The sequence below is a fragment of the Escherichia sp. KTE159 genome, from assembly GCF_000408805.1.
Lineage (GTDB): Bacteria > Pseudomonadota > Gammaproteobacteria > Enterobacterales > Enterobacteriaceae > Escherichia > Escherichia marmotae.
The window spans coordinates 2,036,281-2,049,776 of sequence record NZ_KE137292.1; the positions used below are offsets into that span (position 1 = coordinate 2,036,281).

General features: G+C 50.7%; 14 protein-coding genes. 10 read left to right on the forward strand and 4 right to left on the reverse strand.

Translation table 11 applies throughout. The features are described 5' to 3' along the window. Positions 1 to 101 precede the first annotated feature (101 nt). The gene (gene dld / locus A31E_RS11825; RefSeq protein ID WP_000097358.1) at positions 102 to 1,817 is read left to right on the forward strand and encodes a D-lactate dehydrogenase; all 1,716 of its coding nucleotides are present in this window, start codon (positions 102 to 104) and stop codon (positions 1,815 to 1,817) included. Between the two features lie 110 nt (positions 1,818 to 1,927). Here the strand turns inward: dld and pbpG are convergent, their stop codons facing one another. Continuing rightward, on the reverse strand, positions 1,928 to 2,857 hold the full coding sequence (gene pbpG / locus A31E_RS11820; RefSeq protein ID WP_016248962.1) for a D-alanyl-D-alanine endopeptidase: 930 nt from the start codon (positions 2,855 to 2,857) through the stop codon (positions 1,928 to 1,930). A gap of 173 nt (positions 2,858 to 3,030) precedes the next feature. After that, the gene (locus A31E_RS11815; protein WP_010379386.1) at positions 3,031 to 3,618 is read right to left on the reverse strand and encodes a Yip1 family protein; all 588 of its coding nucleotides are present in this window, start codon (positions 3,616 to 3,618) and stop codon (positions 3,031 to 3,033) included. Between the two features lie 169 nt (positions 3,619 to 3,787). Here A31E_RS11815 and A31E_RS11810 point away from each other — a divergent pair, with 169 nt between their 5' ends. After that, positions 3,788 to 4,357, forward strand: coding sequence for a DedA family protein (locus tag A31E_RS11810; protein ID WP_000365434.1), 570 nt, complete (start codon positions 3,788 to 3,790; stop codon positions 4,355 to 4,357). Between the two features lie 26 nt (positions 4,358 to 4,383). Here A31E_RS11810 and mdtQ read toward each other — a convergent pair whose 3' ends face one another. Then, complete coding sequence (gene mdtQ / locus A31E_RS11805) at positions 4,384 to 5,823, reverse strand: multidrug resistance outer membrane protein MdtQ (RefSeq protein ID WP_001078174.1); 1,440 nt, start codon at positions 5,821 to 5,823, stop codon at positions 4,384 to 4,386. Between the two features lie 223 nt (positions 5,824 to 6,046). Between mdtQ and yohP the strand changes: the two genes are divergently transcribed. After that, a complete protein-coding gene (gene yohP / locus A31E_RS26460) occupies positions 6,047 to 6,130 on the forward strand; it encodes a small membrane protein YohP (RefSeq protein ID WP_000691708.1) in 84 nt (27 codons plus the stop codon). A gap of 180 nt (positions 6,131 to 6,310) precedes the next feature. On the opposite strand, the gene dusC is transcribed toward yohP, so the two are convergent. Further along, positions 6,311 to 7,258: a tRNA dihydrouridine(16) synthase DusC gene (gene dusC / locus A31E_RS11800; protein ID WP_001264859.1), complete on the reverse strand. Its 948-nt coding sequence runs from the start codon at positions 7,256 to 7,258 to the stop codon at positions 6,311 to 6,313. Positions 7,259 to 7,531: 273 nt separating this feature from the next. On the opposite strand from dusC, the gene A31E_RS11795 reads away from it, so the two are divergent. The 7 genes from A31E_RS11795 (at position 7,532) to preA (ending at position 13,457) form a co-directional block, all read left to right on the forward strand. After that, a complete protein-coding gene (locus A31E_RS11795) occupies positions 7,532 to 7,930 on the forward strand; it encodes a CidA/LrgA family protein (protein ID WP_001516704.1) in 399 nt (132 codons plus the stop codon). Continuing rightward, positions 7,927 to 8,622, forward strand: coding sequence for a CidB/LrgB family autolysis modulator (locus tag A31E_RS11790; protein WP_000968214.1), 696 nt, complete (start codon positions 7,927 to 7,929; stop codon positions 8,620 to 8,622). The genes A31E_RS11795 and A31E_RS11790 overlap by 4 nt, the downstream gene beginning before the upstream one ends. Before the next feature lie 129 nt (positions 8,623 to 8,751). After that, the gene (cdd, locus tag A31E_RS11785; protein WP_000553575.1) at positions 8,752 to 9,636 is read left to right on the forward strand and encodes a cytidine deaminase; all 885 of its coding nucleotides are present in this window, start codon (positions 8,752 to 8,754) and stop codon (positions 9,634 to 9,636) included. A gap of 195 nt (positions 9,637 to 9,831) precedes the next feature. Continuing rightward, positions 9,832 to 10,551, forward strand: coding sequence for an outer membrane permeability protein SanA (gene sanA / locus A31E_RS11780; RefSeq protein WP_000920076.1), 720 nt, complete (start codon positions 9,832 to 9,834; stop codon positions 10,549 to 10,551). A 2-nt stretch (positions 10,552 to 10,553) separates the two neighbouring features. Further along, positions 10,554 to 10,793, forward strand: a complete 240-nt coding sequence (locus tag A31E_RS11775) for a DUF2542 family protein (RefSeq protein ID WP_000383084.1) — start codon at positions 10,554 to 10,556, stop codon at positions 10,791 to 10,793. 196 nt (positions 10,794 to 10,989) lie between these two features. Continuing rightward, complete coding sequence (locus A31E_RS11770; RefSeq protein WP_001516706.1) at positions 10,990 to 12,228, forward strand: NAD(P)-dependent oxidoreductase; 1,239 nt, start codon at positions 10,990 to 10,992, stop codon at positions 12,226 to 12,228. Continuing rightward, the gene (gene preA / locus A31E_RS11765; RefSeq protein ID WP_016248964.1) at positions 12,222 to 13,457 is read left to right on the forward strand and encodes an NAD-dependent dihydropyrimidine dehydrogenase subunit PreA; all 1,236 of its coding nucleotides are present in this window, start codon (positions 12,222 to 12,224) and stop codon (positions 13,455 to 13,457) included. Before A31E_RS11770 ends, preA begins: the two co-directional genes overlap by 7 nt. The last annotated feature ends 39 nt before the right edge of the window (positions 13,458 to 13,496 follow it).

Here is a 13,496-nt window from a genome sequence, read left to right on the forward strand (position 1 = left end):
TCTGTTTATTGTCTGAATTTTCAAAATATTCACTCGCTGAATTGTCGTACAAGGCGCTATTCTAGTTTGTGATGTTTTTTCGCCACCACAAGGAGTGGAAAATGTCTTCCATGACAACAACTGATAATAAAGCCTTTTTGAATGAACTTGCCCGCCTGGTGGGTCATTCACACCTGCTCACCGATCCCGCAAAAACGGCCCGCTATCGCAAGGGCTTCCGCTCCGGTCAGGGCGACGCGCTGGCCGTTGTTTTCCCAGGCTCGCTACTGGAGTTGTGGCGGGTACTTAAAGCCTGCGTCACCGCTGACAAAATTATTCTGATGCAAGCCGCCAATACCGGCCTGACCGAAGGCTCCACGCCAAACGGTAACGATTATGATCGCGATATCGTTATCATCAGCACCCTGCGACTCGACAAACTGCACGTTCTCGGCAAGGGTGAGCAAGTGCTGGCATATCCTGGCACCACGCTTTATTCGCTGGAAAAAGCCCTGAAACCATTGGGGCGCGAACCGCACTCGGTGATTGGTTCATCCTGCATTGGCGCATCAGTCATCGGGGGGATCTGTAACAACTCCGGCGGCTCGCTGGTACAGCGTGGTCCGGCGTATACCGAAATGTCGTTGTTCGCGCGCATTGATGAAAACGGCAAACTGACGCTGGTCAACCATCTGGGGATTGATCTGGGCGAAACGCCGGAGCAGATCCTCAGCAAACTGGATGACGATCGCATCAAAGATGACGATGTACGCCACGATGGCCGCCACGCCCACGATTATGATTATGTTCACCGCGTGCGTGACATCGAAGCCGACACCCCCGCACGTTATAACGCTGACCCGGATCGACTGTTTGAAGCCTCCGGCTGCGCCGGTAAGCTGGCGGTATTCGCGGTACGTCTCGACACTTTCGCAGCAGAGAAAAATCAGCAGGTGTTTTATATCGGCACCAATCAGCCGGAAGTCCTGACTGAAATCCGCCGCCATATTCTGGCCAATTTTGAAAATCTGCCGGTTGCCGGGGAATACATGCACCGGGATATCTACGATATCGCGGAAAAATACGGCAAAGACACCTTCCTGATGATCGATAAACTTGGCACCGACAAGATGCCACTCTTCTTTAATATCAAAGGGCGTACCGATGCGATGCTGGAAAAAGTAAAATTCTTCCGCCCGCATTTTACCGACCGTGCGATGCAGAAATTCGGCCATCTGTTCCCCAGCCATTTGCCCCCGCGTATGAAAAGCTGGCGCGATAAATATGAACATCATCTGCTGTTAAAAATGGCGGGCGATGGCATTGGCGAAGCCAAATCCTGGCTGGTGGATTATTTCAAACAGGCGGAAGGTGATTTCTTTGTCTGTACGCCGGAGGAAGGCAGCAAAGCATTTTTGCACCGTTTCGCAGCAGCAGGTGCGGCAATTCGTTATCAGGCGGTGCATTCCGATGAAGTCGAAGACATTCTGGCACTGGATATCGCTCTGCGTCGTAATGACACCGAGTGGTATGAGCATTTGCCACCGGAGATCGATAGCCAGTTAGTGCATAAACTCTATTACGGCCATTTTATGTGTTACGTCTTCCACCAGGATTACATCGTTAAAAAAGGTGTGGATGTGCATGCGTTGAAGGAGCAGATGCTGGAACTATTGCAGCAGCGCGGCGCACAATATCCCGCCGAACATAACGTTGGTCATTTGTATAAGGCACCGGAGACGCTGCAGAAGTTTTATCGCGAGAACGATCCGACCAACAGTATGAACCCGGGGATCGGTAAAACCAGCAAGCGAAAAAACTGGCAGGAAGTAGAGTAAATACGGCTGGATGCCTGATGCAGATGTAGGCCAGATAAGATGCGCAGGCATCGCATCAGGCACGGCCACCTAATGCCGGATGCGCCGTGAACGCCTTATCCTGCCTACCCTTAATCGTTCTGAGCCGTCTGCCCAGCCGCCATCTGGGCGGCTTTTTGTTTTTTATAGCTCAACGCCGCTGCCGGAACAGGCATCACTTTGCCGGTTTCAATCCACGTGCGTAAACGACTCGCATCGGCAAAATGGGTATATTTGCCAAATGCATCCATCACCACCAACGCCACCGGTTTATTATTGAAGACCGTACGCATTACCAGGCAATGCCCCGCCGCATTAGTAAAACCGGTTTTGGTTAACTGGATATTCCAGTTATCGCGATACACCAGGTGGTTAGTATTACGGAATGGCAAGGTATAAGCCGGGTTTGAGAAGGTCGCCATCTCTTCGCGAGTGGTACTTAACTGACCAATCAACGGATACTGTTTGGTGGCAATCAGCAGTTTGGTTAAGTCACGGGCAGTTGAAACGTTATGCACCGACAATCCGGTCGGTTCAACGAAGCGCGTGTTGTTCATTCCGAGAGATTTCGCTTTCGCATTCATCGCATTAATAAATGCGTTATAGCCACCAGGATAATGGTGCGCCAGGCTTGCCGCTGCGCGGTTTTCTGAAGACATCAGCGCCAACAACAGCATCTCTTTGCGGCTGATTTCGCTGTTCAGTCGCACGCGCGAATAAACGCCTTTCATCTCTGGCGTCTGGCTGATATCCACTTTCAGTTTTTCATCCAGCGGCAATCGTGCGCCAAGCACCACCATCGCAGTCATTAATTTGGTAATTGAAGCAATCGGACGCACCAAATCCGGGTGGTTCGAATAGATCACTTTGTTGGTATTGAGATCAACAATCATCGCACTACCGGAGGCAATTTCCGGCTGCGAAGCTGTAGTCGCGGCTGCAGTTTTGGCAACGGCCTGAGGCGCAAAAGGCACAGCCAGCATCAGGGCCAGGCTAAATAAAGAAACTCGAAATTTCGGCATGATGAGCATTCAGATAGTGGTTCACGCGCATGGGTTGCGCACCGCCGGAGTAAGGATTTACTGAGGCTGGCGAGGCCATCATAACGAGCAAAAAGTGCGATCGTCAAAGGAGAATCGTGAGGAAATGCTGCATTGCTGATATTTACGCCAACAATGCAGCACAAAAGAACTTTCTAGAACAGGCGATAACCGTAACCCCACAGAATAACGGTAATGGCGAGCAGCACTTCCAGCACCAGCACGCCAATCGCCAGTGTCGAACTGGAGAAGCTAAGACCTTCCTCTTTGTTGATATTCAGGAAGCTTGGAATACCGAGATAAAGCAGATAGCCGGTGTAAAACAGCGCCACCGTTCCCACCAGCGCACACAGCCAGACCAACGGGTAAAGCGCCACCAGGCCGCTTAAAAACAGCGGTGTTGCAACGTAGCCCGCGAAAACCATACAGTGCGCAAGCGACGGGCGCTGTGGGTAATTGCGTGCCATCCACCAGATGACCCGTCCCATCACTGCCACCCCAGCCAGCATAACGCCATAAAACAAGACAGCCAGCGCCAGTCCGGTAAACCAGGATAACTTCAGGATAGTGCCATCGCCAAAATTCCAGCCGATTTGTGTAGTGCCAATAAAGGCGCAGATCACCGGGATCGCCGCCATCAGCAGAACGTGGTGGGTGTAGTGATGAGAAATCGTTTCGTTTTCACGATTAATCACCTGCATTTCACGATCGGGATGGGAAAACAGTCCCCAGACATGGCTCATACCGCCCCCTTGTTGTGAGTTCATGAACCTGACAGTTCAAGTATAAGTCAGCTTGTGGTTGTTTTTTGTTCTGACGCAAAATTTGCGTCGCGTGATAAAACGCCTTCTCCTGCGTAAACAATTCACAGGGTGTATGCTTACAGACAATCAAATGGAGACAGACCGACCTATGGATCTCAATACACTCATCTCACAATATGGTTATGCCGCGCTGGTGCTCGGTAGTCTGGCAGAGGGTGAAACCGTGACATTGCTGGGAGGCGTTGCGGCACATCAGGGATTATTAAAATTCCCACTGGTGGTTCTTTCTGTGGCGCTTGGCGGCATGATTGGCGACCAGGTGCTTTATCTGTGCGGACGGCGATTTGGCGGCAAACTGTTACGCCGTTTATCAAAACATCAGGACAAAATTGAGCGCGCACAAAAGCTGATCCAGCGCCATCCTTATCTGTTTGTCATCGGCACGCGTTTTATGTACGGCTTTCGGGTGATTGGCCCAACGCTAATCGGTGCCAGCCAGCTCCCACCGAAAATCTTTCTGCCACTGAATATTCTCGGCGCGCTGGCCTGGGCGCTGATTTTTACCGCTATTGGTTACGCGGGAGGCCAGGTGATTGCGCCGTGGCTGCACAATCTCGATCAGCATTTGAAACACTGGATTTGGTTGATTCTGGTCGTGGTTCTGGTGGTTGGCGTGCGCTGGTGGCTGAAACGGCGTGGGAAGAGAAACGCTGGATAAACCTAACGTCCCCACAGGCATACTCATCAGCTACGTTTATAACCACCACCCAGCGCACCGGTGAGCTGAATGGACGCATCCAGCCATTGCCCTTGCAAAAGCAGACCGTTCGCCCGTTCACGGAGCGCCGGGATTCGGGCTTCGCTGATGCGAGAACCTGCGATGATACCTGCGTTAAAACGCGCCTGCGCCAGACCAACTACCCGCAGGGCATCGCGCTCAATTTGCGCCTGATGCTGATTTTTCTCCGCCAGTGTCTGAACCTGAGTTGCTGCCCGCGCCACGTCATTCACCGCTTCAACCACCGCTTTGTTGTAACTGGCGATCGACAAATTGCTTTCGGCTTTCACAATATCAAGGTTGGCGTTAAGACGACCACTATCGAAAATAGGTAGCGTCAGACCTGCCGTAACGCCCATTTGCTGCGCAGAATGACGGAACAAATCGCTTAAGTGCAGCGCATCTTGTTGCAGAAAGGCCATCAGGTTGATGTCGGGGTAAAAGGCAGCTTTTGCCGCATCGATGGTGCTTAAGGATGATGCAACGTACCAGTGTGCCGCCTGTAAGTCTGCCCGGCGAGCCAGCAAAGAATAGCCCAGGTCGTCAGGAAGTTTGCTTTCCACTTTGGGCAGCGCAACCGGATGCAGTTTTAAGGCGTTCGTCTGGCTGTTAGTCAGCGCAGTTAGCCGCGCCTCAATAATTTTCATTTTCCCCGCGACATCGTTGAGCTGTTGCCGGGTTTTGCTGGCATTGATATCGGTTTCGACACCTTCAACCGACGAGGTAATGCCGCGCAGATATAACTGGCGGTCGGTCGCGATAATCGTGTTCTGCTCTTTTTCGATTTGCTGCAAGACAGTGTTTAAAGCTGCCAGGGTTTGCCACTCCCAGTACAAACGAGCCACACTGCCTGCCAGCAATTGCCGGGTCTGCTCGCGTTCTGCCGCCTGCGCTTTTACCGTACCGAGGCGCGCAGTCACTTCCGCCCGATTCTTTCCCCAGATATCGAGATGCCAGCCCGCCATTAAACCAAAGGTGCCGTTGGTGTACCAGGGGCCGGTAGTGCCTGCGGCAGGATCGTCCAGGGCAAACGGCCCCATTAACCCTTCTGCCGACATTTTTTGCCGTTCCATATCCGCAGAAAAATCGAGCTGTGGACCATCCTGGGCGGCGACGGCCTTCGCCTGTGCTTCAGCCAGTTGAATGCGCTGTTCAGCAACCTGCATATCCGGCGCGTTCTGTATGGCATTATTAATTAAGGAAGTGAGTTGATTATCGTGATATTCCAGCCACCACTGACTGTCCGGCCAGCCGTTTTTCAGAGATACCGGTAATGCGGTGTCAACATGTGTGGCGGGCGTTTGCTGGCTTAAAGCCTGGCGTGTTTCATGCATAGGCGCACACCCGGCCAGAGTAAGTAACAACGGAAAACAGGCGATTGCCGGATAAAAGGAATCACGATTCATGGGGGAGTAATCAGGTAAGAAAAGGTGCGCGGAGATTACCGTGTGTTGCGATATATTTTTTAGTTTCGCGTGGCAATACATCAGTGGCAATAAAACGACATATTCAGAAAAATATAAAGTAAGTGAATGATATTCTCCGATTTATCTTAATTCTTTATGAATGGCGGCAAAGGGTTTTGTTTTTTCCTATACTTATTTAGCACTCACAAATAAAGGAACGCCAATGAAAATTATACTCTGGGCAGTATTGATTATTTTCCTGATTGGGCTACTGGTGGTGACTGGCGTATTTAAGATGATATTTTAAAATTAATTAATGTCATCAGCTCCGAAAATAACGAGGATATTTCAGTCTCTCATCCTGTTGCGCCCCTGTCATGTACATTGCTTCATATAATCACTGGCGCAAGGAGCACGCAGGGGGTGGATAATCACCTCCTCCCCCTGCCCCCCGGCTTATCCCTTATGACTATCGGGTCGATGATTTTTAGAGTTTTTCTATATCAATCGCCTGAATAGCCCTTGCAATATCAGGGGAATTATTCAACACCCGAACATGATGAAATAAATCCGTTGCTTCATCATATTCTTTACGCAAATAACTCAACCACTGCTTAATCCGTGCGACGTGATATAACCCGGTATCGCCCTGTTTTTCCAGACGGGTATATTTTTGCAGCAATGCAACGACCTCCGGCCACGGCATCCGCGGTTCGTTATATTTCACCACTCGGCTCAGGTTAGGAATATTAAGCGCCCCACGCCCAATCATCACCGCGTCACAACCGCTGATAGCTATACATTGTTGCGCACTCTGCCAGTCCCAGATTTCTCCGTTGGCAATAACCGGAATGGCCAATCGCTGACGAATATCGCCTATCGCCTGCCAGTCGATATGCTCCGCACGGTAACCCTGCTCCTTTGTCCGCCCATGAACGACCAGTTCCGTAGCCCCAGCCTGCTGGACAGCATCGGCAATTTCAAACTTCTTATCACCGCTGTCCCAACCAAGCCGCACTTTCACACTGACGGGTAAATGCGCCGGTACAGCTTCGCGCATCGCTTTTGCCCCCTGATAGATAAGTTCAGGATCTTTGAGTAACGTTGCCCCGCCGCCACTGCCGTTAACCGTTTTCGACGGACAACCGCAGTTGAGATCCACGCCCCAGGAACCCAACTCCACCGCACGGGCGGCGTTCTCTGCTAACCATTGCGGGAACTGACCCAGCAGTTGTACCCGCACCAGTGTCCCGGAAGGCGTTCGACTGGCGTTTTGCAGCTCAGGACAAATGCGATGAAAAACTTTTACCGGCAGCAGTTGATCCACCACGCGGACAAATTCGGTGATGCACAGATCGTAGTCATTAACTTCGGTCAGTAATTCACGCACCAGGGAGTCAAGCACACCCTCCATCGGTGCCAGTAACACACGCATATCATCACCCGCAAAAAAATGAGGCGCTATGGTAGCGCCTCCGGTCAACGGATTAAAGGTCTGCAGAGAGGGATTGCTGCAAACTACAATCCCTCTCTATGCTTGATGTATGGCTGGCGCGCTTTCTGATCTGCAAAAGTATGGTATGCCTGAGTTCGCTGCTCACATCGTCATGCCCTGGCGCGAAAAATAAGCGATGTTTTCTTAATGTGATCGGTAGCACATTTTATAGATTAATTGTATGATGAATCCATCTCATCTGGGGTGTTGATTATGAGTAAGACACTGAACATTATCTGGCAATATTTACGCGCTTTTGTCCTGATTTATGCCTGCCTGTATGCAGGCATTTTCATTGCTTCCCTGCTACCGGTAACCATTCCGGGCAGCATCATCGGGATGCTAATCCTGTTTGTCCTGCTGGCCTTGCAAATTCTTCCGGCGAAGTGGGTCAATCCGGGGTGTTACGTACTGATTCGCTATATGGCACTGTTGTTTGTGCCAATTGGCGTAGGCGTAATGCAATATTTTGATTTGCTACGCGCACAGTTTGGCCCGGTGGTGGTTTCCTGTGCCATTAGTACGCTGGTGGTTTTTCTGGTGGTGAGCTGGAGTTCGCACCTGGTACACGGTGAACGTAAAGTCATAGGTCAGAAAGGATCAGAAAAATGATGGCGAATATCTGGTGGTCATTACCGCTGACATTGATTGTCTTTTTTGCCGCCCGCAAACTGGCAACACGGTATAAGTTTCCGTTGCTTAACCCGTTGCTGGTGGCAATGGTGGTGATCATTCCTTTTTTAATGCTGACCGGCATCTCTTACGACAGCTACTTTAAAGGTAGCGAAGTGTTAAACGATCTGTTGCAACCGGCGGTGGTCGCACTGGCCTATCCTTTATATGAACAACTGCACCAGATCCGCGCGCGCTGGAAATCCATCATCACTATCTGTTTTATCGGTAGCGTGGTCGCGATGGTGACGGGGACTTGCGTAGCATTGTTGATGGGCGCTTCACCGGAAATCGCTGCATCAATATTACCGAAATCGGTTACCACACCAATTGCGATGGCCGTTGGTGGCAGTATTGGCGGTATTCCGGCAATCAGCGCGGTTTGTGTGATTTTTGTCGGTATTTTGGGTGCGGTGTTTGGTCATACGCTACTCAATGCGATGCGTATTCGTACCAAAGCAGCGCGTGGCCTGGCGATGGGGACGGCCTCTCACGCCCTCGGAACAGCGCGCTGTGCCGAGCTGGATTATCAGGAAGGCGCATTTAGTTCGCTGGCGTTGGTGTTATGCGGGATTATTACCTCGCTGGTTGCACCATTTCTTTTCCCGATTATTCTGGCAGTAATGGGCTAAAATTTGCGATGCGTCGCGCATTTTTGATGTAAGTTTCACGCGTTGCATAATTAATGAGATTCAGATCACATATAAAGCCATAATGGGTTCGTAAACTGTTATCCCATTACATGATTATGAGGCAACGCCATGCATCCACGTTTTCAAACTGCTTTTGCCCAACTTGCGGATAACTTGCAATCTGCACTGGAACCCATTCTGGCAGATAAGTATTTCCCCGCGTTGTTGACCAGAGAGCAGGTCTCTTCGCTGAAGAGCGCAACGGGGCTGGACGAAGACGCGCTGGCTTTCGCACTGCTACCACTGGCGGCGGCCTGTGCCCGCACGCCATTGTCGAATTTTAATGTTGGTGCCATTGCGCGCGGCGTGAGTGGAACCTGGTATTTTGGTGCCAATATGGAATTTATTGGCGCAACAATGCAGCAAACCGTTCATGCCGAACAAAGCGCAATCAGCCACGCCTGGCTGAGCGGTGAGAAAGCGCTCGCGGCCATCACCGTTAACTACACACCTTGTGGTCACTGCCGTCAGTTTATGAACGAACTGAACAGCGGGCTGGATCTACGCATTCATCTGCCGGGCCGCGAAGCGCATGCGCTGCGTGACTATTTGCCGGATGCCTTTGGGCCGAAAGATCTGGAGATTAAGACACTGCTGATGGACGAGCAGGATCACGGCTATGCGCTGACTGGCGATGCGCTTTCTCAGGCGGCAATTGCCGCGGCCAACCGTTCGCACATGCCTTACAGCAAGTCTCCAAGCGGCGTGGCGCTGGAATGCAAAGACGGTCGTATTTTCAGTGGTAGCTATGCTGAAAACGCCGCATTCAACCCAACTCTACCGCCGTTGCAGGGCGCATTAATTCTGTTAAATCTCAAAGGTTATGATTACCCGGATATTCAGCGGGCGATTCTGGCAGAAAAAGCCGATGCCCCGCTGGTTCAGTGGGATGCAACCTCGGCAACGCTGAAAGCTCTCGGTTGTCACAATATCGACCGCGTGCTTCTCGCTTAAGCCCGGTGCCGGATGCGGCGTGAACGCTTGACCCGGCCTACAGAGTGCAAAATTTCGTAGGCCGGATAAGCGTAGCGCATCCGGCATTTCTACTCACCCTGGTGTCGAAAATCCCGGCAAACAGTTTGCCGTTTCTTGCGCAAAGCCCACAGGTAAAGTAGCCTGATTGAAATTCCCCAAGATCGAGTTTTCAGCATGTTAAAGCGCGTGTTCTACAGCCTGTTAGTCCTGATCGGCTTGCTGCTGTTGACAGTGCTCGGCCTCGACCGCTGGATGAGCTGGAAAACTGCGCCTTATATCTACGATGAATTGCAGGATCTCCCCTACCGCCAGGTCGGCGTGGTACTTGGCACGGCAAAATATTATCGTACTGGGGTGATTAATCAGTATTACCGCTACCGTATTCAGGGTGCAATAAATGCCTATAACAGCGGTAAGGTGAATTATCTATTACTTAGCGGTGATAACGCATTACAGAGTTATAACGAACCGATGACCATGCGCAAAGATTTAATTGCCGCTGGCGTCGATCCGGCTGATATTGTTCTCGACTACGCCGGTTTTCGTACCCTGGATTCCATCGTGCGTACACGCAAGGTGTTCGATACCAACGACTTCATTATTATTACTCAGCGCTTCCACTGTGAGCGGGCATTATTTATCGCTCTGCATATGGGTATTCAGGCGCAGTGTTATGCCGTACCGTCACCAAAAGATATGTGGTCAGTACGTATTCGCGAATTTGCCGCCCGCTTCGGTGCGCTGGCTGACCTTTATATTTTTAAACGTGAACCGCGCTTTTTAGGACCACTGGTCCCTATTCCGGCAATGCACCAGGTGCCCGAAGATGCGCAGGGTTATCCCGCCGTCACGCCAGAACAGTTACTTGAATTACAAAAGAAACAAGGAAAGTAGTTATGGATGTTCAGCAGTTTTTTGTCATTGCCGTTTTTTTCCTTATCCCGGTATTTTGTTTTCGCGAAGCATGGAAAGGCTGGCGTGCTGGCGCAATTGATAAACGGGTTAAAAATGTGCCGGAACCGGTGTATGTCTGGCGTGAAAAAAATCCCGGTCTCTTCTTTGCTTATATAGTGGCGTATAGCGGCTTCGGTATTTTATCCATCGGTATGATTATTTATCTTATTTTTTACCGATAATATTATTTCTCGCCCACTGTTAACTATTGAGAATAATTATTATTTCCCCCGCTAAGCTGCGGATATAACATTCTGAACCGCAGCTATTTGTGAATCTTTTCACAGTTTAAATTCCCCCGCACGCTTAGCCTTAATATCAGCACGTTATATTTACTATACGTTCGCCTTAATTACCCATAGCATTAAGGAAGATCACATGCCGCAACAAAATTATCTGGATGAACTCGCTCCGGCTTTTACGCCTTTACTGGCGATTAAAGAAGCCTCTCGTTGTTTATTATGCCACGACGCCCCTTGCAGCCAGGCGTGCCCGGCGCAAACCGATCCGGGAAAATTTATTCGCTCAATCTATTTTCGTAATTTTAAAGGCGCTGCCGAGACTATTCGCGAAAATAATGCCCTCGGTGCCGTTTGTGCCAGAGTGTGCCCCACAGAAAAATTATGCCAGAGCGGTTGTACCCGCGCAGGTGTCGATGATCCGATTGATATTGCTCGCTTACAGCGTTTTGTTACTGATTTCGAACAACAAACCGGAATGGAAATTTATCAACCGGGCAGTAAGACGCTTGGTAAAGTAGCGGTTATCGGTGCTGGCCCTGCTGGGCTGCAGGCCAGCGTGACGCTAACCAACCTGGGTTACGACGTCACGGTTTACGAAAAAGAAGTACAACCAGGCGGCTGGTTGCGTAACGGCATTCCACAATTCCGTTTGCCGCAGTCGGTGCTGGATGCGGAAATCACCCGTATCGAAAAAATGGGTGTGACTATTAAGTGCAACTGTGAAATTGGCAAAACGCTCTCGCTGGAGCAACTGAAAGCAGAAAACCGCGCGGTACTGGTAACCGTGGGGTTATCGCGTGGTTCCACCCTGCCGCTGTTTGAGCATAGCGACGTTGAGATTGCCGTCGATTTCCTGCAACGCGCACGCCTGGCACAAGGCGATATCAGCATTCCACAAAGCGCATTAATTATTGGCGGCGGCGATGTCGCGATGGACGTTGCCAGTACGCTGAAAGTTCTCGGTTGTCCGGCGGTGACCTGCGTGGCGCGTGAAGAGTTAGATGTGTTTCCGGCAAGCAAGAAAGAGTTCACCGGTGCTCAGAAATTGGGGGTATCGATTATCGATGGCTTTACGCCTGTGGCGGTAGATGGCAATAAAGTGACGTTTAAACATGTTCGTTTACCGGGCGAGCTGACGATGGCGGCAGACAAAATTATTCTCGCCATCGGTCAACATGCCGAACTTACCGCTTTTGCTACACTGGAACCCCAACGTAACACTATCGAAACGAAAAATTACCAGACCCGTGACCCGCAACTGTTTGCCGCTGGCGATATTGTTGAGGGTGATAAAACCGTGGTCTATGCCGTGAAGACCGGGAAAGAAGCCGCCGAGGCGATCCATCACTATTTAGAGGGAGCTTGCTCATGTTAACGAAAGATCTTTCTATTACCTTTTGCGGCGTGAAGTTTCCCAACCCGTTCTGCCTCTCTTCTTCGCCAGTAGGCAATTGCTATGAGATGTGTGCCAAAGCCTACGACACCGGCTGGGGCGGCGTGGTATTCAAAACTATCGGCTTTTTTATCGCTAACGAGGTTTCGCCACGTTTTGATCATCTGGTGAAAGAAGATACCGGTTTTATTGGCTTCAAAAATATGGAGCAGATTGCCGAACATCCGCTGGAAGAGAATCTGACCGCTCTGCGTCGGCTGAAAGAGGATTACCCGGACAAAGTGCTGATCGCCTCGATCATGGGAGAAAATGAGCAACAATGGGAAGATCTGGCGCGTCTGGTGCAAGAAGCTGGCGCGGATATGATCGAATGTAATTTCTCCTGCCCGCAGATGACTTCTCATGCGATGGGTAGCGATGTCGGGCAAAGCCCGGAACTGGTAGAGAAATATTGTCGGGCGGTGAAACGTGGTTCAACGCTGCCGATGCTGGCGAAGATGACGCCGAATATCGGTGATATGTGCGAAGTGGCGCTGGCGGCTAAGCGTGGCGGTGCAGATGGCATTGCAGCGATTAACACCGTTAAATCCATCACCAATATCGATCTGAATCAGAAAATCGGTATGCCGATCGTTAACGGTAAATCGAGTATTTCCGGTTATTCCGGTAAAGCGGTGAAACCGATCGCCCTGCGCTTTATTCAGCAAATGCGCACGCATCCGGAGCTACGCGATTTCCCGATCAGCGGTATTGGCGGCATTGAAACCTGGGAAGACGCGGCAGAGTTTTTATTGCTCGGCGCGGCCACACTGCAGGTGACCACCGGAATTATGCAGTACGGTTATCGGATTGTGGAAGATATGGCGAGCGGGTTATCGCATTATCTTGCCGATCAGGGATTTGACTCGTTACAGGAGATGGTGGGTCTGGCGAATCACAATATTGTCCCGGCGGAAGATTTAGACCGCAGTTATATAGTCTATCCCAATATCAATCTTGATAAGTGTGTCGGCTGCGGGCGCTGTTATATTTCCTGCTACGACGGTGGTCACCAGGCGATGGAATGGGATGAGAAAACACGCACGCCGCATTGTAATACTGAGAAATGCGTCGGTTGTTTGCTTTGCGGTCATGTTTGCCCGGTTAGCTGTATTGATCTCGGGGAAGTGAAGTTTAAGAAGGGAGAAAAAGAACATCCGGTAACGTTGTAGGACGGATAGTAGGACGGATAAGACGCACCAGCGTCGCAT